The 21058-nt window shown below is 73.1% G+C and carries 16 protein-coding genes; 4 read left to right on the top strand and 12 right to left on the bottom strand.

Annotation, left to right across the window (positions count from 1 at the left end):
- Window positions 1–63: 63 nt before the first annotated feature.
- Window positions 64–2112 carry a glycogen debranching N-terminal domain-containing protein gene (locus AC1Z4A_RS24785; protein ID WP_483682065.1) on the bottom strand — a complete coding sequence of 683 codons (2049 nt, stop codon included), beginning with the start codon at window positions 2110–2112 and terminating at the stop codon, window positions 64–66.
- 104 nt (window positions 2113–2216) lie between these two features.
- Window positions 2217–3683: a DUF4192 domain-containing protein gene (locus AC1Z4A_RS24780; protein ID WP_483682064.1), complete on the bottom strand. Its 1467-nt coding sequence runs from the start codon at window positions 3681–3683 to the stop codon at window positions 2217–2219.
- Window positions 3684–3846: 163 nt separating this feature from the next.
- Between AC1Z4A_RS24780 and AC1Z4A_RS24775 the strand changes: the two genes are divergently transcribed.
- Together AC1Z4A_RS24775 and AC1Z4A_RS24770 are read left to right on the top strand one after the other, a co-directional pair.
- Window positions 3847–6015 carry a RecQ family ATP-dependent DNA helicase gene (locus AC1Z4A_RS24775; protein WP_483682063.1) on the top strand — a complete coding sequence of 723 codons (2169 nt, stop codon included), beginning with the start codon at window positions 3847–3849 and terminating at the stop codon, window positions 6013–6015.
- 225 nt (window positions 6016–6240) lie between these two features.
- The gene (locus AC1Z4A_RS24770) at window positions 6241–6831 is read left to right on the top strand and encodes a hypothetical protein (protein ID WP_483682062.1); all 591 of its coding nucleotides are present in this window, start codon (window positions 6241–6243) and stop codon (window positions 6829–6831) included.
- 74 nt (window positions 6832–6905) lie between these two features.
- Here the strand turns inward: AC1Z4A_RS24770 and AC1Z4A_RS24765 are convergent, their stop codons facing one another.
- The 5 genes from AC1Z4A_RS24765 to abc-f form a co-directional block, all read right to left on the bottom strand.
- Window positions 6906–7505, bottom strand: coding sequence for a hypothetical protein (locus tag AC1Z4A_RS24765; protein ID WP_483682061.1), 600 nt, complete (start codon window positions 7503–7505; stop codon window positions 6906–6908).
- 73 nt (window positions 7506–7578) lie between these two features.
- Window positions 7579–8280, bottom strand: a complete 702-nt coding sequence (locus AC1Z4A_RS24760; protein WP_483682060.1) for a ribonuclease HII — start codon at window positions 8278–8280, stop codon at window positions 7579–7581.
- A 64-nt stretch (window positions 8281–8344) separates the two neighbouring features.
- On the bottom strand, window positions 8345–9238 hold the full coding sequence (locus tag AC1Z4A_RS24755; RefSeq protein ID WP_483682059.1) for an ADP-ribosylglycohydrolase family protein: 894 nt from the start codon (window positions 9236–9238) through the stop codon (window positions 8345–8347).
- Between the two features lie 11 nt (window positions 9239–9249).
- Complete coding sequence (locus AC1Z4A_RS24750; protein ID WP_483682058.1) at window positions 9250–9909, bottom strand: histidine phosphatase family protein; 660 nt, start codon at window positions 9907–9909, stop codon at window positions 9250–9252.
- A gap of 9 nt (window positions 9910–9918) precedes the next feature.
- Window positions 9919–11565 carry a ribosomal protection-like ABC-F family protein gene (gene abc-f / locus AC1Z4A_RS24745; RefSeq protein WP_483682057.1) on the bottom strand — a complete coding sequence of 549 codons (1647 nt, stop codon included), beginning with the start codon at window positions 11563–11565 and terminating at the stop codon, window positions 9919–9921.
- 86 nt (window positions 11566–11651) lie between these two features.
- Here abc-f and AC1Z4A_RS24740 point away from each other — a divergent pair, with 86 nt between their 5' ends.
- The gene (locus AC1Z4A_RS24740; RefSeq protein WP_483682056.1) at window positions 11652–12278 is read left to right on the top strand and encodes a TetR/AcrR family transcriptional regulator; all 627 of its coding nucleotides are present in this window, start codon (window positions 11652–11654) and stop codon (window positions 12276–12278) included.
- 81 nt (window positions 12279–12359) lie between these two features.
- Here the strand turns inward: AC1Z4A_RS24740 and AC1Z4A_RS24735 are convergent, their stop codons facing one another.
- The 4 genes from AC1Z4A_RS24735 to nrdR all read right to left on the bottom strand — a co-directional run bounded on the left by AC1Z4A_RS24735 (window position 12360) and on the right by nrdR (window position 17523).
- The gene (locus tag AC1Z4A_RS24735) at window positions 12360–12965 is read right to left on the bottom strand and encodes a YdbC family protein (protein ID WP_483682055.1); all 606 of its coding nucleotides are present in this window, start codon (window positions 12963–12965) and stop codon (window positions 12360–12362) included.
- A 34-nt stretch (window positions 12966–12999) separates the two neighbouring features.
- The gene (locus tag AC1Z4A_RS24730) at window positions 13000–13830 is read right to left on the bottom strand and encodes an arylamine N-acetyltransferase family protein (RefSeq protein WP_483682054.1); all 831 of its coding nucleotides are present in this window, start codon (window positions 13828–13830) and stop codon (window positions 13000–13002) included.
- A 147-nt stretch (window positions 13831–13977) separates the two neighbouring features.
- Window positions 13978–16872, bottom strand: coding sequence for a vitamin B12-dependent ribonucleotide reductase (locus tag AC1Z4A_RS24725; RefSeq protein ID WP_483682053.1), 2895 nt, complete (start codon window positions 16870–16872; stop codon window positions 13978–13980).
- 114 nt (window positions 16873–16986) lie between these two features.
- On the bottom strand, window positions 16987–17523 hold the full coding sequence (nrdR, locus tag AC1Z4A_RS24720) for a transcriptional regulator NrdR (protein WP_483682052.1): 537 nt from the start codon (window positions 17521–17523) through the stop codon (window positions 16987–16989).
- 568 nt (window positions 17524–18091) lie between these two features.
- On the opposite strand from nrdR, the gene lexA reads away from it, so the two are divergent.
- Complete coding sequence (gene lexA, locus AC1Z4A_RS24715) at window positions 18092–18877, top strand: transcriptional repressor LexA (protein ID WP_483682051.1); 786 nt, start codon at window positions 18092–18094, stop codon at window positions 18875–18877.
- Between the two features lie 165 nt (window positions 18878–19042).
- Here lexA and AC1Z4A_RS24710 read toward each other — a convergent pair whose 3' ends face one another.
- A complete protein-coding gene (locus AC1Z4A_RS24710) occupies window positions 19043–21022 on the bottom strand; it encodes an ATP-dependent DNA helicase (protein WP_483682050.1) in 1980 nt (659 codons plus the stop codon).
- Between the last annotated feature and the right edge of the window lie 36 nt (window positions 21023–21058).

Below are 21058 nucleotides of genomic sequence, written 5' to 3'. Positions count from 1 at the left end.
GATAAACAGGGTCTTCGGGACCGCCGCCGGACGAACACCCGGACAACTCGGCCGCCATGACGCTCACACCCCCAGCTGCAGACCGTCCGCGGCCTCCTCGACCATGCCGAGCCCCAGCCTGCTGACCCTGACCGAGAACGGCCGCTCGGCCACGCGCAGCCCCGTGAACCGCAGCTCGCCCAGCGGTACTGAGCGCGGCGGCCGCACCACCACGCTGCCCGCCGGTACGTCGGGCAGCACTCCGACGAGCGTGGTCAGCAGCTGGACGGCCCCCGCGGCCGCGACGGCGGCGGGCCGGCAGGCCGCCGGGTGCGGCAGCGGCGCGCTGCCCGCGGTGCGCTGCTCCCCCGCGTACATCTCCGGCAGCCGGTGGCCGAACGTCTCGGCGGCGTCCAGCACTCCGCGCAGCAGCCCGGCCGCCTCCCGCTCGTAGCCCGCCACCATCAGCCCGGCGACGGCCACGGCCGTCTCGTGGACCCGCACGGCGCCGCTGCGGTACCCGAACGGATTGTGGCCCGCTTCCTTGGCACCGAGGCTGCGCAGGCCCCAGCCGGAGTCGAGGGCGGGGCCGCCGAGCAGCCGGGCCAGCTGCTCCGTCTGCACCTTGTCGAGCAGGCCGGGGGCGTACCGGCCCGAGCCCAGCAGTCCCGTGTCCAGCAGGTGGGCGGCGGCGCACCCCAGGTGCGGTATGCGGCGGCCGTCGGGCGTGCGGGCGGCCATGGGACGGCCGCCGCTCAGGTCGTCGATCCAGAAGTCCTCCCGGAAGCGGCTCCGCAGCGCGGCCGCCCAGTCCCGCAGCTCGCCCGCGCCGGGCCGCCCGCAGTCCTCCAGCAGGTCCGCGCCGAGCAGCGCGGCGCGGTGCGCGTGCGCCTGGACCTCGCAGCGGTACGGCCCGCCGGGCGCCGGGTCCGCGAGGTAACCGCCGTCGTCGGTGGCCGCGCGCAGCCAGCCGAGGCACCGCTCGGCGGCCGGCAGCAGTGCCTCCGTCTCCCGCTCGGGCAGCCCCCAGCGCCGGGCCTCGGCGAGCACGACGGGGAACAGCAGCGTCGCCTCCACCCCGGTGCAGCCCGGCGGCAGGTGTGCCCCCGCGTGGCGCAGCGCGCCGAGGAGGCGGCCGCCGTCGGGCCCGGGTCCGGGCAGCTGGGTACGGGCCAGGGTGCGCAGCGTCCCGGCCGCCAGGCGGACGCCCAGGGGCAGGGTCATGCGGGCGGCCCACAGGGCTTCGGCGGGGGCGAGACGGCCGCAGCGCCAGGGCACGGCGGCGGCGAGGTGGAGATCGCCCGGGTGGACGGGGTCGCGCACCAGCAGCGCCCGGAGGTCGTCCAGGCTCGTGGCCAGCAGCGCGGCCGCCCGCGGGTCGTCCCCATCGGTCCCGGCCTCCCCCCAGGGCGCTGAGGCCCTCCGCCCGCGGACCGCCTGCTCCGGCCCTCCGGGCCTGCCGGACGCCTCCTGCCGCACCCGGAGCTCGAGGGTCCGGGAGTCGCCGGGCGGCAGTCGTATCTCCCAGCACAGCAGTCCGGCAGAGGCGAGGACATCGCTGGGCGCCGGGTCGGCCGTGACAACGGACTGCGCGCCGGGCACCGACCACCGCAGCCCCGAGGCGTGCACACCCGCCGGGATCTCCGGGCTCGCGAGACCGGCGGCCACCGCGCCCAGCTCGGCGAGGTCGGTGCCCAGCGAGACCTCGACCACGAGCCGCAGCTCGTGGGCGGCCGCGCTGCGCAGCGTGATCCGCTCGATGCCCTCGGCCTCCCGGATGCGCTCCACCACGACGGCCGGGTCGGGCCCGGGATCGCCGACGGGGCGCACCGTCCCGACGAATCGCGCCCGGTCCGCGGCGAGCATCCGCCCCTGCACGGGCACGGGCTCGGCCCCGCCGACCCGCACCCGGCAGCGGGCCAGCAGCCTGCGCCCGCCGCGGTAGAAGCCGTCGAGCCCCTGCCCGGTGAGCTGTCCCTGGGCATCCGAGATCACCAGGGCCGGCAGGGCCACGCAGATCAGTGCCTCGTGCACGGCCTGCGGGCCGGGGGCCCGGGCCGGTCCGGCGCGCCGGGGCTCCGGCGGTCGGTGCGGACGGTGGGTGGAAGGGGCGTCGGGGGCGATGCCTTGCACTGTGTCTGCGCTCCCTGGGGACGTCACGGACCGGGGCGACCGTCGACGATTGCGGGCCACACAGGTGAACGGCGCGGGGCCCGCCGAGGTCACGGTGGTGTGGGTCACCGCCGGCCGCGCACTCCTCGCGGTCCGGGGCGCCGCCGGGGGCGCGCCCTTCCCGCGGGTCCGTTCGCCCCGGCGGGGCCGCTCGGATGCCTGGCCGCTCCGGTCCGGGGCCGGGCCGCGCGGTGTTCGCGAACCACCGGGGCCGTCCTCGCCGGGCACCGGGCAGAGCGCGGAGGCGCCTCCGGCCCCGGCATTGCGCAGGGCTCCCCGTCGGCCGGAGGCGCCTCCGCCGCTGCTTCCGCGCCCGCTCCCGCCTGCACGGTGTCGGTGCGGTCCGTCTCCGCCCGCATGGCCTGTTCCAGGGCCCGGCCGGCCCGCTCGCGGCGTAGGCAGCGGCGCAGCAGCTCCGGGTCCATGCCTTCGTTGCAGGCGCGGTGCAGGAGCTGGGCGAAGAGGTATTCGGGGTCCACTGCCAGGGCCCGGCTCAGGGCGACCCGGGCCTCCGGGTGGTCGCCGGTCGACCAGGCGACCCAGCCGGCGAGGGTGAGGGGCGCGGCGGCGTGCTCCGTGTAGGGCGGCACGCAGCGGCGGGCGAGGGCTCGCCAGACGCGCAGCGCGGCCGGGGCCTCCGGTCCCTCCATCCACTCCGCCGCCTGGTCGCGCGTGGTGCGGTCCTGCAAGCCGAGCAGGATGGCCGCGGCTTCGTCGCAGGCGAGGAGGGTGTCGTCCATCGCGTCGGCTTCCTCGTTGCTCGCGGGCGGAGGCGTCTCGTGGAAGCGCGCGATCACCAGCTTCGCGAGGTCCAGGGTCTCCTCGCGGACGGTCTCGGAGTCGGCGCCGATCAGGATGCGGGGGACGAGGTCCGCGGCGCCCGCGTCCAGCGCGGTCTCCTGCTGCTCGGCCCGGTCGCCGCCGAGCGGTGCGTACCGGCCTTCCATCTCGCGCAGGCTCCCCCGCACCCTGATGCCCGCGTAGGCGGCGGCCGCGGCCATGACCGACGTGCCGGGCAGGGCCAGCGGCGTGCCCTCGGGCGGGCAGCAGCGCGCGTCGGGGCAGCAGTAGGACCAGAACCGACCGTCGGAGATGCACAGGGCCTCGTAGACGGGCACGTCGAGACGCCCGCAGGCGAGGCGCAGGTGCTGGGCGAACGGGCGGAGCCGCTCCGTCACCTCGCGCCCGGTCTCGCCGTCGGCGGGGTCCTGGCAGAGGAAGAGGACGATGCTGTCGGGGCGGGTGCCCCGCTTGCTGCTGCCCGTGACGAGGGTTTCGGCGAGCTGCTCGCTGACGTCGGGCCATTCCTCCCGGCTGTCGGGGATGCCGAGCCTGAGGCGGCCGCCGAAGCGGCCGCGGTCGCCGTGCAGCGCGAGCAGGACCACGCTGTCCGTCGGGTGAAAACCCATCAGATAGGGGAGGGCGTCGGCCAGTTCGGCGGGGCTGCGGAGCGTGATCTGCGTTTCGGGCCGGGGCTCCCGGGAGGCGGACGAGGTGGCGGGCGGCTGCGCTGATTCGTTGTGCTGCGTCATGGCCCGAGAGTCCCGTGGGTCCGGCGATCTCCGCCAGCCCTGTGGATAACCCCTGGATGATTGTCGTACTACTCCTGTGGACAGCGCCCACCACAGGCCTTTCCCCGCAGGGGCGCACCCACCTCGTTCGCGCATTGTCAGTGCCCTCGTGTTGCATGGGGGCATGACCAACGAAGCCCTCCGCACCTCGGCGGACACCGTCCTCGCCCGTCTCGTCGGAGACCCCACGGGCACGGCGAGACTGCGCGAGGACCAGTGGCGCGCGATCGAAGCCCTCGTCGCCGACCGCCGCCGCGCGCTGGTCGTGCAGCGCACGGGCTGGGGCAAGTCCGCGGTGTACTTCGTCGCGACCGCGCTGCTGCGCGAGCGCGGCAGCGGCCCGACCGTGATCGTCTCCCCGCTGCTGGCGCTGATGCGCAACCAGGTCGAGGCGGCCGCGCGCGCGGGCATCCACGCGCGCACGATCAACTCCTCCAACACCGAGGAGTGGGACACCGTCCAGGCGGAGGTCGCCGCAGGTCAGGTGGACGTTCTGCTGGTGTCGCCGGAGCGGCTCAACAACCCGGACTTCCGCGATCAGGTCCTGCCCAAGCTCGCCGCGGCCACCGGGCTGCTGGTCGTCGACGAGGCGCACTGCATCTCCGACTGGGGCCACGACTTCCGGCCCGACTACCGCCGGCTGCGCACCATGCTGGCCGAGCTGCCGCCGGGCGTGCCCGTGCTCGCCACGACCGCCACCGCCAACGCCCGCGTCACCGCCGACGTCGCGGAGCAGCTGGGCACCGGCGAGGGTACGGAGCAGGCGCTCGTCCTGCGCGGGCCGCTGGACCGGGAGAGCCTGAGCCTGAGCGTCCTGCGGCTGCCGGACGCCGCCCACCGGCTGGCGTGGCTGGCCGACCACCTCGACGAGCTGCCGGGCTCCGGCATCATCTACACCCTCACCGTCGCCGCCGCCGAGGAGGTGGCGGCCTTCCTGCGCCACCGCGGGCACACCGTGGCCTCGTACACGGGGAAGACCGAGAACGCCGACCGGCAGCAGGCGGAGGAGGACCTGCTCGCGAACAAGGTCAAGGCGCTCGTGGCCACGTCCGCGCTGGGGATGGGCTTCGACAAGCCGGACCTGGGCTTCGTGGTCCACCTGGGTTCGCCCTCCTCGCCCATCGCCTACTACCAGCAGGTGGGCCGCGCCGGGCGCGGTGTGGAGCACGCCGAGGTGCTGCTGCTGCCCGGCCGCGAGGACGAGGCGATCTGGAAGTACTTCGCCTCGCTCGCCTTCCCCCCGGAGGACCAGGTCCGCCGGACCCTGGACGTGCTCGCCGCCGCGGACCGGCCGCTCTCGCTGCCCGCCCTGGAGCCCCAGGTGGAGCTGCGGCGCTCCCGGCTGGAGACCATGCTCAAGGTCCTCGACGTGGACGGTGCGGTGCACCGGGTGCGCGGCGGCTGGACGGCCACGGGGCGGCCGTGGACGTACGACGCGGAGCGGTACGCCTGGGTCGCGCGGCAGCGCGAGGCCGAGCAGCAGGCCATGCGGGAGTACGCCACGACGGCGGAGTGCCGGATGGAGTTCCTGCGGCGGCAGTTGGACGACGAGCAGGCGGCCCCCTGCGGCCGGTGCGACAACTGTGCGGGGGCGAGGTTCGCCGCCGAGGTGTCCGCCGGGGCGCTGGATGCCTCGCGCGGTGAGCTGGGGCGCCCGGGTGTGGAGGTCGAGCCGCGGCGGATGTGGCCGACGGGCCTGCCCGCGGTCGGGGTGGACCTCAAGGGCCGTATTCCGGCGGGCGAACAGGCCGCGCCCGGGCGGGCCCTCGGCCGCCTCTCGGACATCGGCTGGGGCAACCGCCTGCGGCCGCTGCTGGCGCCGCAGGCCCCGGACGCTGAGGTTCCAGACGATGTGGCGGATGCAGTGGTGACCGTGCTGGCCGACTGGGCCCGAGGGCCCGGTGGCTGGGCGTCCGGGGCTCCGGACGCGCCGGCCCGGCCGGTGGGCGTCGTCACCGTCGCCTCGCGCACCCGGCCGCTGCTGATCCGGTCGCTCGGCGAGCGCATCGCGGCGATCGGCCGCATGCCCTTCCTCGGCACCGTCGAGTACCGCGACAACGGGGCGGACACCAGGGTTCCGCGCACCAACAGCGCCCAGCGCCTGCGGGCGTTGGACGGGGCCCTGACGGTGCCGGCCGGGCTGGCCGGTGCCCTGGCCGGGTCCGCGAAGGGGCCCGTGCTGCTCGTGGACGACCTGGCCGAGACCGGGTGGACCCTCGCCATGGCGGCGCGACTGCTGCGGCGGGCCGGGGCTCAGGAAGTCTTTCCCCTGGTCCTGGCCGTGCAGGGGTAGCGGCGGGCTGGGGCCGGCACGGCAAAGCGGAATTCGGTCGGCGGACCGCCGGATACCGGTCAGTGGCGCCAATTGATCGTTGCCGCACGGCAGGTGGGACCGCGAGAATTGGGCCGGATCCCCGCTCCCGCCCGTTCCCGGTCCGCCGGGATGATGCGCCGCGGTGTGCGCGCCCTTGCCCGACCCTCCCGCCCGTCCCGCGGGCGTGCGGACGAAGGGAGAAATATGGCCCCCGGCTTCGCCCCACCGCCGCCCGGCCGCTCCGCTCGCCGAACGGGCAGGCTGCTGGAACCGACCGCGTGGGCCGCGGCGGGAGTGCCGCTGCTGCGCAACCCCCGGGAAGTCGTCACGGGGCTGCACCACCGGCATCGCCCGACCCCGTCCACGGCGGTGGTCGCGGTGCTCCACCCGGACGAGAGACTCGCGGCGAGCGCCTCGTTCGTCCGTCACGGGGAGGCGGCAGACGGCTGGGAGCTGCGGAACGCCCTCCTCGATCAGCTGCGCCGGGTGATTCCGCACGATCTGCGGCTGCGCGCGCCGATCCGTACGGCCGTGCTCCTCTACTGCCGTGAGGGCGAGGGCCATTGGACCGAGGAGGACGGGGCCTGGATGTGGGCGCTGCGCGACGCGTGCCTCCTGCACGGGCTGCGCTGCGGCGCCTACATCACCCTCACGGGGGCCGGCTGGCAGATCCTCGGCGAGGGCAGGAGCGGACGGCAGCCGTGCTCCCCCACCACCTCGGTCTGCCGGACGGCGGCGACGATCACCCCTGTCAGCGGGGCGCCGGGAGCGCTCCGGCACTCGGTCGCCCGGTGACGAAACGGAATGACGAAACGGAATGTGGTGGCCGACGGCCCCGGAGAGGAGCGGCCGGCCATCACTTCCGTGCGTCAGGCGCCCGTGGAGAGAAGGGCGTTGACCCGCTGGGGGTCGCCGCAGACGACCAGCAGCGCACCGGCCCGGCGCATCGCCGCGGGGAGCGCGCTCGTCACCGCGGCGTCCGAGCCGCCGTTGACGGCGACGACCACGACCGGGCGCGGCGCCGTGCGGTCCGTGTCGGCGGCCGCGTAGAAGACGTCGTCACCGGCGTCGTGCTGGGCCCAGTAGGACGCTTCTCCGAAGGACAGCTCGTGGGCCGCCCACGGGTGCGGGTCGCCAGTGGTGAGGACCAGGACCTCGCCGGGCGCCCGGCCGGTGTCGAGCAGCAGGTCGACGGCCTCGTCCGCGGCGTCCAGGGCGCCCTGCACGGAGGCGGGGATCAGCTGGATCTGCGGGGTGGCCGACTGCTTGTTCGCCGCGGTGTCGTGCGGAGCGCGCGGGGACGGAACCGCGGCGGCCGGGCCGGGACGCGCACCGGGGCGCGGCGGGGCCGGGCGGGGGCCGGGACCAGGGACGGGACGGGGGGTCGCCGCGGTGCGGCCGGCGGCCGCAACTGCGCTGGGACCCGGGACACTCTCGTGAATCTGAGGCTCCTCGGGGATGAGAGGCATGAGTTGATGTTTATCAAACGCCGGTGCGAGTCGTGTCGGCGGGTGGCGTTTCGCGCCACTCGGAAGTCGGGATTCAGAAGTCGAAGCCGAGCTGACCACCGGCCTCCAAGGCAACGTTCTCGGGGGTGAGACGGGCCCGCTTGAGGTGCTGCCAGCGGGGCAGCGCGTCAAGGTAGGACCACGACAGCCGGTGGTGCGCGGTGGGCCCCAGCTCCTCCAGGGCGGCGCGGTGCACCGGCGAGGGGTAGCCGGCGTTGTCGCAGAAGCCGAATTCGGCGTGGTCGGCGCCGAGTTCGACCATCATGGCGTCCCGCCGGACCTTGGCGAGCACGGAGGCCGCGGCGACGACCACGCAGGACTGGTCGCCCTTGATCACCGTGCGGACCTTCCAGGGCTCGCCCAGGTAGTCGTGCTTGCCGTCGAGGATCACCGCGTCGGGCCGTACCGGTAGGGCCTCCAGGGCCCGGGTCGCGGCCAGCCGCAGCGCCGCCGTCATGCCCAGCTCGTCGATCTCCTGCGGGCTGGAGTGGCCCAGGGCGTAGGCGGTGACCCACGACTCCAGCTCCGTGGCGAGCGCCGTGCGCCGCTTGGGGGTCAGCAGCTTGGAATCGGTGAGTCCGGCCGGTGGGCGGCGCAGGCCGGTGACGGCCGCGCACACCGTGACCGGTCCGGCCCAGGCGCCCCGGCCGACCTCGTCCACACCGGCGACGATCTTGGCTCCGGTCGTCGCTCGGAGAGAGCGTTCGACGCTGTGGGTAGGCGGTTGGTAGGGCATGGCGCAAGCAAGGTTACGCTCCCCGGGGCGAACTGTCCCGCCCCGCCCCCTCCGCTCCGTCCGCTCAGCGCGCGACGTCCGGAAGCCATGCCGGCAGGGCCTCGGTGCCCCGGAGCCAGCCGTCCGGCGGAGCGCCTCGTTCCGCTGCAGCGACCACTCCGCCCGCGATGGCCGACGTGGTGTCCACGTCCCCGCCCGCCTGCGCGGTCGTCCAGAACGCCTCCTCGAAGGAGCCGAGATGGCGGGCGGCGGCCCAGAGCGCGAACGGCACGGTGTCGTGGGCGCTGGTGCGGCGGCCGCAGCCGAGGACGGCGGCAACGGTGCCGGCGTCGCCGTAGTCGAGCATGTCGCGGGCGCGGCGCAGGCCCTGACCGACCGCGCTGCGCGGCACGAGCGCGATCACGCCGTCCAGCAGGGACTCCGGGGTCACTCCGCCCGCCGGGGCCGCGGCGATGGCGGCGGCGGCCGCCACGGCCATGGTGCCGACCACCGCCTCCCGGTGCTGGTGGGTGGTGTAGGCCGAGATCTCCGCCTGGTGGGTGGCCTGCTCGGGGTCGTCCGCGTACCAGGCGCCCAGTGGGGCGATGCGCATGGCGGCGCCGTTGCCCCAGGACCCCTGCCCCTTGAACAGGGCGGCCGCCAGCTCGCGCCAGTCCCCGCCCTCCCTGATCAACTGCAGCATGCGGTTGACCGCCGGGCCGTATCCTCGGGCGGGGTCCTGGCGCTCGGCGAAGGAGCGCGCGAGGGCGTCCTGGTCGATGCGGCCGTGCTCGGCGAGGACGGCCAGCACGGAGCAGGCCATCTCGGTGTCGTCGGTCCACCGCCAGGGGCCTGGCGGCAGCTCGCGGCGTTTGAGCGCCGGATAGTTGGAGGGGACGAAGAACTGGGAGCCGAGGGCGTCACCCACGGCCAGCCCCCGCAGGCTCGCCAGGGCTCGGTGGAAACGGTCAGCGTTCATCGCAGCGAACTCTAATAGGTGAAGCCGTACGACTCCGGTGTACACCAGCGCTCGAACGGCCTGTCCAGGTGATACTTGCCGTCCGACCCGAGCAGGAGCATGCGGGTCTCGGCGTTGCCGGGGTTCGACAGACACTCGAACTCGGCGACGGTCCAGTGCAGCCACCTCATGCAGAAGAGCCGCATGGTCAGGCCGTGCGTGACCAGCAGGACGTTCGGCGGGTGGTCGGGGGCCTCGAAGCTGCGCCACAGGCTCTCCAGGAAGGAGCCCACCCGGTCGTACACGTCGGCGCCCGACTCGCCCTGGGCGAAACGGTAGAAGAAATGGCCGTAGGCGTCCCGGTACGCCTTCTGACGCCGGACGTCCTCGCGGTCCTGCCAGTTCCCCCAGTCCTGCTCGCGCAGCCGCGGCTCCTCGCGGACCCGCACCCGGCTCGGGTCGAGCCGCAGCGCGTGGAAGGTCTGGTGGGCCCGCCGATAGGGCGACACATAGGCGGAGACCCGCTCCTCCCCGAACAGCTCCCGCAGGTAGGCGCCGGCCTTCTCGGCCTGACTGCGCCCGTTCTCGGTGAGACTCAGGGCATGGTCGGGCTCCCGCTCGTACACCGTGTCGTCGACGTTGCCCTCCGACTCTCCGTGCCGGAGGAGGACGATGCGCCGGGGCCTTGCCATGCCGCCACCCTAGATCGAGCGGTGGCCGGCCGCCTCAGGCTCCGCCGTGATCAGCGCCCGGCCCGCCCGTATCTCGCACCGCGCGCCCGCGAACCGCTCCCGCAAGGCCCGGTCGTGGGAGACGACCACCAGGGCGCCGGACCACTCGGCGAGGGCCTGCTCCAGCTCCTCGACCAGCCCGAGGGCGAGGTGGTTGGCGGGCTCGTCGAGCAGCAGCAGGTCCGCGGGACGGGCCAGCAGCCGGGCGAGCCCGAGTCGGCGGCGCTGCCCCGCCGAGAGCGAGCCCACGGGGACGTGGAGGTCGCTCTCGCGGAAGAGGCCGTACGACAGCAGGAGCGCGTGGTGCTCCTCCGGCGTGCCGGGCAGCCCCCGCCGGAAGGCGTCCAGCAGCCGCTCCGCGGGCCGGCCGACGGGTATCTCCTGGGCGAGGTAGCCGATGCGGCCGCGCCTGGCGACCGTCCCGGCATCGGGCTCGGCCACGCCTGCCATCAGCCGTAGCAGGGTGGACTTCCCGGCGCCGTTGGCGCCGTGGACGAGCAGCCGGTCGCCCGCGCCGATCCGCAGCGAGTCCACCGCGAGCCGGTCGCCGACCCGCACCCCGTCGAGGGAGACGAGGGCGCCTGCGGCGGTGCCCGCCGCAGGCAGGGCAGCGAAGCGCAGCGGCTCCGGCGGCCGGGGCACCGGCTCCTCCCGGAGCCGGCGCAGCCGCTCCTGTGCGTTGCGCACGCGGCTGGACACCGAGGACTGGACGCGCCCCTTGTCGCGGTCGTACGCCATCTTGTTGCCGTCCTTCCGCGCCCGCCCCACCGCGACGCTGCGGGCCGTGGTCGCGGCCGTCTCGGCGAGCGCCGCCGTCTCGGCGCACCAGCGCTCGTACGCCTGCTCCCAGCGGCGGCGGGCCGCGGCCCGCTCGGCGACGAAGCCCTCGTAGCCCCCGCCGTAGCGCACGAGGGATCGGCGGTCGGCGTCGACCTCGACGACCGCGGTCGCGACGCGCTGGAGGAACACCCGGTCGTGCGAGACGGCGAGCACCGTGCCGTGGTGGGCCCGCAGGGTCTCCTCCAGCCAGGCCAGCGCGGTGCCGTCCAGGTGGTTGGTGGGCTCGTCGAGGAGCATGACCTCGGGGGCTGCGGCGATAAGGCACGCCAGGCCGAGCCGGGCCTGTTCGCCGCCCGAGAGGCTGCCCAGGGTCCGCTCCCGGCCGACGTGGGCCAGGCCCACGCCGTGCAGGGCCTTGTCGACCCGGGCGTCCGCCTCGTAGCCGCCGCGGGCCTCGAAGGCGGTGAGCACGTCCCCGTACTCGGCGAGCGCCTCGGGCCCGGCCGTCCCCAGCCCGGCCTCGAGTTCGCGCAGGCGGCGCTCCATGGTGCGCAGGTCTGCCAGGGCCGCGTCGATCGCGTCGGCGACCGTGCGGTGCGGGGGCAGGGCGGGGGTCTGGCGCAGGTGGCCGACGCCGCCGTCGGCCGCCGCGACCACCGTGCCGACGTCGGGCCGCTCGATCCCGGCCAGCAGCTTCAGGAGCGTGGACTTCCCGGCGCCGTTCTCCCCGACGATCCCGATCCGCTCGCCGGGCCGCACCGAGAGGGAGACGCCGTCGAGCAGTAGTCGCTCGCCACGGGTGACGGACACATCATGCAGTGAGAGCTGAGTGGGCATACGCACGGCCTCCAAACCAAAAGCAACTGAAGTTGCGTTACGCTCAGCATGACAGACCCACCCGCTTAACGCAACAGGAGTTGCAGTTGCCTTCGGAAGCCCCCACCCCCAGCGCCCCGGGCACGGTCCGGCCCGGCGGGCGCACCGCCCGCACCCGCGCCGCGGTCCGCGACGCCGTCCTCGCCGGCCTGACCGAGCACGGCTACCCCGGCCTCACCGTCGAGTACGTCGCCGAGCACTCCGGCGTCCACAAGACCACCCTGTACCGGCGCTGGGGCGGCGTGGAGGGGCTGGTGGCGGACGCCCTGGACCTCGCCGGCGAGGACAGCTGGACCCCGCCCGACACCGGCAGCCTCCATGGCGATCTGCGGGCGCTCGCCCACGAGGTCGCCGACACCTTCGCGGATCCGGCGGTCGCCGCGGCCCCCGCCGCCTTCATCGCCGCCGCGTTCCAGTCCGGACGCGCCGCGGAGGCGCTCGGCCGCTTCTACGCCGAGCGGTTCGCCCGCTGCGAGCCGCTGATCGACCGGGCCGTCGAGCGCGGCGAGGCCCCGGCGGGCACGGACGCCGGGGCGGTCGCGCGCGCCGTCTCCGCCCCGCTGTTCTTCCGGCTCTTCATCACCCGCGAGCCCGTCGACGCCGTCACGGCCGACCAGGCCGCCGACGCGACGCTCGCCGCCGTCCACGCGGGGGTCTACGCACCGCCCTCGTAAGGCCCCGATGCACCACCCGCACGGAGACCGGCCCGGGCCCCGCTGGGCCGGGCCGGGCCGCCGCGCCCGGCGCCCCGGCCGTCACACCGTCCAGGACGGCTCTATCTCCACGACGTCGCCCGTGATGGCCGCGACGTCCGCCTCGGTCTGCGCCCGCAGCGCCAGCCGCTCCACCCGGTCCGCGCGGTACTTGCCGTGCTCCGCCCCGGAGTTCCACATCGACAGCACCAGGAACTCCTGGCCGGGCGCCTCGCCGAAGACACCGCGCAGCATCCCCGGGGAACCGGCCATCGCCGGGTTCCAGACCTTCTCCTGCATGAGGACGAAGTGCTCCGCCCGGTCCTCACGAACGCGGCAGTGGGCGAAGCGCACCACATCGGCGTCGCTGAACTGCGGCCGGAAGCCGACCTTCACGTCGAAGCGGTGCTCGAAGAGCCTCACCTGGGCGTTCCTGAATGTGCCGACCTGCGAGGCGGCCAGCCGGTCGTGCGAACGCGCCATGAAGGAGTCGTAGAAGGCCCGGCTCTCCCAGAAGCCGAAGAGGTGCACCACGTCGGGACGCGCCCTGCTCCAACCGCCCCCCTGCCCGCGGAAGCCCGGCTCCCCGAGCAGCCCCGCCCACTTCCGCTGCCCCCGCTCGAAGCCCCGGCGGTCCACCACGGTGCAGCGAATCCACTTGACCAGCACCGGGCCATCGTACGGGGGCGAACAGTGGCGTGGGTCACCTACCGGAGGAGTACACGCGGGCGAGCGTCGCGGCCTCCTCCTCGTCCAGCTCGATCCGGAACTCGCTCTTCAGCACCTCGCGCAACTCCCCTATGCCGACTTCCCGTTGCTCCTTGGAGCCGTCGGCACGCGTGGTCGCGAGCACCGGACCCACGAGGGTCCGCCGTAGACCGGACTCCGTCTGCTGGACGACGACGCGGGAGACGAACGGTGAACGGGGGTGCGTCGAGATGTAGTGGTTCATGAGGACGTAGTCGACCGGGAAGCGGTCCTCCGGACCGATCGCGTACAGGTCCACCCAGCCCTCGGCCCGGAGCGTCCGCAGGACGTGCACACCCTTGTCCTCGCCCACGAGGGCGAAGCTCCACTCACCCTGCCGGACCTCTACGCCGTCCCGCAGCGGCAGCGGCTCCAGCAGCCCCTCGCCGCCGAAGCCGACGTCGCACAGCCAGTCCTCGCCGTCGGCCCGGACCTTCAGGGCCATGTGCGTGACCGGGCGCAGCTGGTCGGCGCCGGCCCGCACTCGGGCGCCCAGCCCGGCCACGGCGAAGCCGATGCGCTCAAGCGCCGCAGCCAGCAGCGAGTTCTGTTCGTAGCAGTAGCCGCCGCGCCGGTGGGCCACCATCTTGTCCTGCAGCGCCTTGACGTCCAGCAGGACCGGCCGGCCGAGCTGGACCTCGAGGTTCTCGAACGGGAACGCCGCCACATGGCCGCGGTGCAGCGCCCGCAGCGTCTCCAGATCGGGCCGGGGAACGCCCTGGAACCCGATGCGCGCCAGATAGGCATCGAGGTCCAGCTCGTCACCGCTCCACAGGGAATCGCTCATTCCTGTACCACCGCCTCCGCAAGCTCAACTGACTGTCTTTCATAACATCGGAAGTGGCCGGAATATGCCAATGGGGAGCGGGCACTTGCCCGCTCCCCATCGGTCACACGACGGTCAGCCGCTCAACAGCAGATCATCAGCAGCGGATCAGCTGCAGCCGCTGGTCGACCCGCAGCCCTCGCAGAGGTAGCAGCTGCCCGCGCGGCGCATCTTGGTGCCGCAGGAGAAGCACAGCGGGGCGTCCGCGTTCAGGCCGAGCTGCATCTCCGCCAGCTCGGTGGAGTTGTGCGCCTGCTTGGGGGCGGGGGTCGCCGCGGGCTGCGCCGGGACGTCCGGCTTGGGGGTGTCGACCTGGCGCGGGGCGGACTGGGCCAGCCCCTCCACGTCGACATCCTCGTCGGCCGGCTCGTACGAACCGGTGTCCAGGTGGCGCTGGCGCTCCTCGGCGGAGTGGATGCCCAGGGCAGAGCGGGTCTCGAAGGGCAGGAAGTCCAGCGCCAGGCGGCGGAAGATGTAGTCGACGATCGACTGCGCCATCCGCACGTCCGGGTCGTCCGTCATGCCGGCCGGCTCGAAGCGCATGTTGGTGAACTTCGAGACGTAGGTCTCCAGCGGGACGCCGTACTGCAGGCCGACCGACACGGCGATCGAGAAGGCGTCCATCATGCCCGCGAGGGTCGAGCCCTGCTTGGACATCTTCAGGAAGACCTCGCCGAGGCCGTCGTCCGGGTAGGAGTTGGCGGTCATGTAGCCCTCGGCACCGCCCACCGTGAAGGAGGTGGTGATACCCGGGCGGCCCTTGGGGAGGCGCTTGCGGACCGGACGGTACTCGACGACCTTCTCCGCGACGGCGGGGGCGGCCTCGGCCTTCTTCTCCTCCTCCTTCTTCTTGGCGGAGAGCGGCTGGCCGACCTTGCAGTTGTCGCGGTAGATCGCGAGGGCCTTCAGGCCCATCCTCCAGCCCTCGAAGTAGACCTCCTCGACCTCCTCGACCGTGGCCGACTCCGGCAGGTTCACGGTCTTGGAGATGGCGCCGGAGAGGAACGGCTGCGCGGCGGCCATCATGCGCACGTGGCCCATGGCGGAGATCGCGCGCTCGCCCATGGCGCAGTCGAAGACCTCGTAGTGCTCGCGCTTGAGGCCCGGGGCGTCGATCACATTGCCGTGCTCGGCGATGTGAGCGACGATCGCCTCGATCTGCTCGGCCTGGTAGCCGAGGCGCTTGAGGGCCTTGGGGACCGTGTTGTTCACGATCTGCATCGAGCCGCCGCCGACGAGCTTCTTGAACTTGATCAGCGCCAGATCCGGCTCGACGCCCGTGGTGTCGCAGTCCATCATCAGGCCGATGGTGCCGGTGGGGGCCAGCACGGAGGCCTGGGCGTTGCGGAAGCCGTCCTTCTCGCCGAGGCGGAGCACGTCCTGCCACGCCTCGGTCGCGGCGGCCCAGACCGGGGAGTCCAGGTCGTCCATGCGCCGGGCGGCGGCGTTGGCGTCCGCGTGCTGCTTCATGACGCGCTTGTGGGCGTCGGCGTTGCGGGCGTAGCCGTCGTAGGCGCCGACGACCGCGGCCAGCTCGGCGGAGCGCCGGTAGGAGGTGCCGGTCATCAGCGAGGTGATGGCGCCGGCGAGCGCGCGGCCGCCGTCGCTGTCGTACGCGTGGCCGGTGGCCATCAGCAGGGCGCCGAGGTTGGCGTAGCCGATGCCCAGCTGGCGGAAGGCGCGGGTGGTCTCACCGATCTTCTCGGTCGGGAAGTCGGCGAAGCAGATGGAGATGTCCATCGCCGTGATGACCAGCTCGACGACCTTGGCGAAGCGCTCGGCGTCGAACGACATGTTGCCCCCCGCGCCGGAGGCGCTATCGGACACAGTGTCGTCGCGCAGGAACTTCATCAGGTTGAGGGAGGCGAGGTTGCACGAGGAGTTGTCCAGGTGCATGTACTCGCTGCACGGGTTGGACGCGGTGATCCGGCCCGTCTCCGGCGAGGTGTGCCAGTGGTTGATCGTGTCGTCGTACTGGATGCCCGGGTCGGCGCACTGCCAGGCGGCCTCGGCCATCTTGCGGAAGAGGGACTTGGCGTCGACCTCCTCGATGACCTCGCCGGTCAGCCGGGCGCGCAGGCCGAACTTCGAGCCCGTCTCGACGGCCTTCATGAACTCGTCGTTGACGCGGACGGAGTTGTTGGCGTTCTGGTACTGGACGGACGTGATGTCGTCGCCGCCCAGGTCCATGTCGAAGCCCGCGTCCCGCAGGGCGCGGATCTTCTCCTCCTCCTTCACCTTGGTGTCGATGAAGGCCTCGACGTCGGGGTGGTCGACGTCGAGGACGACCATCTTGGCCGCACGGCGGGTGGCGCCGCCCGACTTGATCGTTCCTGCGGAGGCGTCGGCGCCGCGCATGAAGGAGACCGGGCCGGAGGCGTTGCCGCCGGAGGAGAGCAGCTCCTTGGAGGAGCGGATGCGGGAGAGGTTCAGGCCGGCGCCGGAGCCGCCCTTGAAGATCATCCCCTCTTCCTTGTACCAGTCGAGGATCGACTCCATGGAGTCGTCGACGGAGAGGATGAAGCAGGCGGAGACCTGCTGCGGCTGCTTGGTGCCGACGTTGAACCAGACCGGGGAGTTGAAGCTGAAGACCTGGTGCAGCAGGGCGTAGGCCAGCTCGTGCTCGAAGATCTCGGCGTCTGCCGGGGAGGCGAAGTACCCGTGCTCCTCGCCCGCCTTGCGGTAGGTCTTCACCACGCGGTCGATGAGCTGGCGGAGGCTGGACTCGCGCTCGGGGGAGCCGGTGGCGCCACGGAAGTACTTGCTCGTGACGATGTTGACCGCGTTCACCGACCAGAAGTCGGGGAACTCCACGCCGCGCTGCTCGAAGTTGATCGAGCCGTCGCGCCAGTTGGTCATGACGACGTCACGGCGTTCCCAGACGACCTCGTCGTACGGATGCACGCCGGGGGTCGTGTGGATGCGCTCGATCCGCAGCCCCTTGCCGCCCTTGTTTCCCTTGGAGCGGGAACCTCGCGCAGAGCCGCTCGTCGTCTCGGTCATGCCGCCTCCCTCTACGGGCAAAACGCCCTAATGCGCCTAATTCTTCCGGGGCGCGATGTGTGTCTGTCGCCCGGCAGCGCTCCGCGCGCCGGGCAGGTCTTGATATGCCGCCGCTCAGTCGACGGCGGCGGTGGGCGCGGGGACTTGGGCGTCCCCGTCGCGATCACCGGAGTCCGTCGCGGGCGCGCGCTCGTCCTCCGCACGGCGGAGTCCCTCGCACAGCTCGGCGACGGCGGCCTCGAAGTCCTCGAGCGAGTCGAACGCCTGGTACACGGAAGCGAACCGGAGATAGGCGACGAGATCGAGATCCTTGAGCGGGCCGAGTATGGCCAGCCCGACGTCATGGGTGGAGAGCTCGGCGCTGCCCGTGGCGCGCACCGCTTCCTCGACCCGCTGCCCGAGGAGCGCCAGCGCGTCCTCGGTGACCGGGCGGCCCTGGCACGCCTTGCGCACTCCGGAGATGACCTTGTTGCGGCTGAAGGGCTCGGTGACCCCGCTCCGCTTGATCACCATGAGTGACGCCGTCTCCACCGTGGTGAAGCGGCGGGAGCAGTCGGGGCACTGGCGGCGCCTGCGGATCGAGCAGCCGTCATCGGTGGTCCGGCTGTCGACGACCCGGCTGTCGGGGTGCCTGCAGAAGGGGCAGTGCATGGCTCTCCACCCTCCTTCACCCTCGAAAAATTGTGCACGTTCACCGGCTCCGGCAAACCCCGCGGAGGGGTCTTCCCGAGCAGCCCCCAGCATAGGTGATGGCAAGGACAGCGAATGACCCGACCCCACCCCGGACCACAACTTGTGGGTAGCCTGCGCCATCAAACCACTAGATCTGGTGCCGGGCAGCCAAGCATCCCCTGCTCGCGTGTCGCGCCGGAGGGACGGGACACGAGCCCGTGCGAGCGGCCCCGGGGCGGGCTCACGGGCCCGCGGATGCCACACTGGAGCCAGGCAGCCACAGCGCCGCGCACCCCGGGAGGCCCCTCGGCCGGACCGCCCGGACGAGCCGCTTCCGGCTCCTGGCCCACCGGCCCGGACAGGTACGATCCAGTCGGATTTCGCACCGAAGCGTACCGCAATAGGGCGAATTGATCTTCGCCTGTACACCCTGTCACCTGATCACGTCAGCGAATCCTCGATATTTCACTCGAACGTGTGTTTGGCGCAACCTTTCGAAAGCAACTACCGTTGTCCAGCTAGGGAGAACATCTCGAGAGGGGCCGACGTGACCACCACCGCAGACAGCGCCACCATCACCGCCCAGGACCGCTCCCAGAACCGACTCGACCAGGCACACCCGATGAATGACGCAGCCATGAACGCAGAGGGCCAGAAGCCGGCCCGCTCGCTCCCGGGACGGCCGCCGGGAATCCGGGCGGACAGCTCCGGCCTCACCGACCGGCAGCGCCGCGTGATCGAGGTGATCCGGGACTCCGTCCAGCGTCGGGGCTACCCACCGTCCATGCGCGAGATCGGACAGGCGGTGGGGCTGTCCAGCACCTCCTCCGTCGCCCACCAGCTGATGGCCCTGGAGCGCAAGGGCTTCCTCCGCCGGGACCCGCACCGGCCCCGCGCCTACGAGGTGCGCGGCTCCGACCAGCCGAGCACCCAGCCGACCGACACCACCGGCAAGCCCGCCGCCTCGTACGTACCGCTGGTCGGCCGCATCGCCGCCGGTGGCCCGATCCTGGCCGAGGAGTCCGTCGAGGACGTCTTCCCCCTCCCCCGCCAGCTCGTGGGCGACGGCGAGCTGTTCGTCCTGAAGGTGGTCGGCGACTCCATGGTCGAGGCGGCCATCTGCGACGGCGACTGGGTGACGGTGCGCCGCCAGCCCGTCGCGGAGAACGGCGACATCGTGGCCGCCATGCTCGACGGCGAGGCCACGGTCAAGCGCTTCAAGCGCGAGGACGGCCATGTCTGGCTGCTCCCGCACAACGCCGCCTACCGGCCGATCCCCGGTGACGAGGCCACCATCCTGGGCAAGGTCGTGGCGGTGCTGCGGCGCGTTTGAAAGAAGCGCCGAAAGGGCCGGGCCCCGGAACCACTGCGCCGGTTCCGGGGCTCCCTTATGCCGCTGAGCCGCGGCCGCTCTCGCGGAGGTGGCTGATCGCCATGGGGGTTGCTCAATTGATGGTTGCGGTCCGTCAAGGGCCCCACCTGCGGTAGGCCCGCGCGGCTATTTACCCTCCGCCTTCGCCGCCTCGTCGATCGCCGCCAGTGAGCGGCGGACCTGGTTACGGTCCGTGGTGTACCAGAAGTCCGGCATCGAAGCCCGCAGGAACGAGCCGTAGCGGGCCTTCGCCAGCCGGGGGTCGAGCACCGCCACCACGCCCCGGTCCCCCGAGGCCCGGACGAGCCGCCCCGCGCCCTGCGCCATCAGCAGAGCCGCATGCGTGGCGGCCACGGCCATGAAGCCATTGCCGCCGCTCTCCTCCACCGCCCGCTGCCGGGCGCTCATCAGCGGATCGTCGGGCCGCGGGAAGGGCACCCGGTCCATGACCACCAGCTGGCAGCTCGGCCCGGGCACGTCCACGCCCTGCCACAGCGACAGAGTGCCGAACAGGCACGTACGGGGGTCGGCGGCAAAGGCCTTGATCAGCTCTCCCAGGGTGTCCTCCCCCTGAAGCAGGATCGGCACGTCCAGCCGCCCGCGCAGCTCCTCGGCGGCCGCCTGCGCCGCCCGCATCGAGGAGAACAGGCCCAGCGTGCGGCCGCCCGCGGCCTCCACCAGCTCGGCCAGCTCGGCCAGCATGTCGGTGCGGTTGCCCTCGCGGCCGGGCTGGGCCAGGTGCTGGGCGACGTAGAGGATGCCCTGCTTCGGATAGTCGAAAGGCGAGCCGACGTCGACGCCCTTCCACTCCGGGAGGTCGTCCCCCGTCACCCCCTCGGGGGCCAGGCCCAGCGAGGCCCCGACGCCGTTGAAGTCGCCGCCGAGCTTGAGCGTGGCCGAGGTGAGGACCACCGAGCGCTCGCTGAAGAGCTTCTCGCGCAGCAGCCCGGAGACCGAGAGCGGGGCGACGCGCAGTGAAGCCCCGAAGCGGTCATGGCGCTCGTACCAGACGACGTCGTACTCGGAGCCCGTCACGATGCGCTCGGCGACCGCGTGGACGTTCTCCACGGAGGCGAGGGCCTGCTTGCGGACGGAGTCCTCATCCTGGACGGACTTGTCGCGGGTGTTGCCCAGGGCCGTGATGACCGTGCGCGCGGAGTCGCGCAGGGCCATCAGGCAGTGCGCGAGGTCCTCGGGGATCTGCTCCAGACGGCCGGGCAGGGCCAGCTCCATCAGGCGCTCGAAGCTCTCCGCAGCGGTCTGCAGGGCGTCCGCCGCCTTCTCGTCCACCAGCTTCGCGGCTCGCCGCACGGCCCGGTTGACCTGGCCCGGGGTGAGTTCGCCGGTGGCCACGCCGGTGACGCGGGAGACCAGCTCGTGGGCCTCGTCGACGATCAGCACCTCGTGCCCCGGCAGGACCGGGGCGCCCTCGATCGCATCGATGGCGAGCAGCGCGTGGTTGGTGACGACGACCTCGGCGAGCTTGGCCCGCTCCCGGGCCGCCTCGGCGAAGCACTCGGCGCCGTACGCGCACTTCGAGGCGCCCACGCACTCCCGCGACGTGACCGAGACCTGGGCCCAGGCGCGGTCGGAGACGCCGGGGGTCAGGTCGTCGCGGTCGCCGGTCTCCGTCTCGTCCGACCAGTCGCGAAGGCGCAGCAGGTCCTTGCCCAGCTTGCTGGTCGGCGCCGCGGCCTCGAACTGGTCGAAGAGGCCCTCCTCCTCTTCCTGCGGCATGCCCTCGTGCAGCCTGTGCAGGCACAGGTAGTTGGAGCGGCCCTTGAGCATGGCGAACTCCGGGCGGCGGCGCAGCTGCGGATGCAGTGCGTCCACCGTCCGGGGCAGGTCGCGCTCGACGAGCTGGCGCTGGAGCGCGAGCGTCGCCGTCGCCACGACCACGCGCTCGCCGTGGGCGAGGGCGGGCACGAGGTAGCCGAGCGACTTGCCGGTGCCGGTGCCCGCCTGCACGAGCAGGTGGGAGCCGTCGTCGATGGCCGCTGCGACGGCTTCGGCCATGGCGACCTGGCCGGGCCGCTCGGTGCCGCCGACGGCGGAGACGGCGGCGTGCAGCAGGTCGGTGAGGGAGGGCGTGGAGGTGGCAGTCATAGCTCTGTCAGCCTACGGTGCCGCACTGACATCGCG

The sequence above is a fragment of the Streptomyces sp. 17_S59 genome (genome assembly GCF_056930295.1).
The sequence above is the reverse complement of the archived record's forward strand: the minus strand, read 5'-3'. Positions and strand labels throughout refer to the sequence as shown.

What these genes read in the sequence shown, in the direction of transcription:
- AC1Z4A_RS24710 (WP_483682050.1), bottom strand. Translation starts at nt 21,022, where the DNA reads ATGACTGCCACCTCCACGCCCTCCCTCACCGACCTGCTGCACGCCGCC.
- AC1Z4A_RS24750 (WP_483682058.1), bottom strand. Translation starts at nt 9,909, where the DNA reads ATGGCAAGGCCCCGGCGCATCGTCCTCCTCCGGCACGGAGAGTCGGAG.
- AC1Z4A_RS24755 (WP_483682059.1), bottom strand. Translation starts at nt 9,238, where the DNA reads ATGAACGCTGACCGTTTCCACCGAGCCCTGGCGAGCCTGCGGGGGCTG.
- AC1Z4A_RS24725 (WP_483682053.1), bottom strand. Translation starts at nt 16,872, where the DNA reads ATGACCGAGACGACGAGCGGCTCTGCGCGAGGTTCCCGCTCCAAGGGA.
- AC1Z4A_RS24730 (WP_483682054.1), bottom strand. Translation starts at nt 13,830, where the DNA reads ATGAGCGATTCCCTGTGGAGCGGTGACGAGCTGGACCTCGATGCCTAT.
- abc-f (WP_483682057.1), bottom strand. Translation starts at nt 11,565, where the DNA reads ATGCCCACTCAGCTCTCACTGCATGATGTGTCCGTCACCCGTGGCGAG.
- AC1Z4A_RS24760 (WP_483682060.1), bottom strand. Translation starts at nt 8,280, where the DNA reads ATGCCCTACCAACCGCCTACCCACAGCGTCGAACGCTCTCTCCGAGCG.
- AC1Z4A_RS24780 (WP_483682064.1), bottom strand. Translation starts at nt 3,683, where the DNA reads ATGACGCAGCACAACGAATCAGCGCAGCCGCCCGCCACCTCGTCCGCC.
- AC1Z4A_RS24770 (WP_483682062.1), top strand. Translation starts at nt 6,241, where the DNA reads ATGGCCCCCGGCTTCGCCCCACCGCCGCCCGGCCGCTCCGCTCGCCGA.
- nrdR (WP_483682052.1), bottom strand. Translation starts at nt 17,523, where the DNA reads ATGCACTGCCCCTTCTGCAGGCACCCCGACAGCCGGGTCGTCGACAGC.
- AC1Z4A_RS24765 (WP_483682061.1), bottom strand. Translation starts at nt 7,505, where the DNA reads ATGCCTCTCATCCCCGAGGAGCCTCAGATTCACGAGAGTGTCCCGGGT.
- AC1Z4A_RS24775 (WP_483682063.1), top strand. Translation starts at nt 3,847, where the DNA reads ATGACCAACGAAGCCCTCCGCACCTCGGCGGACACCGTCCTCGCCCGT.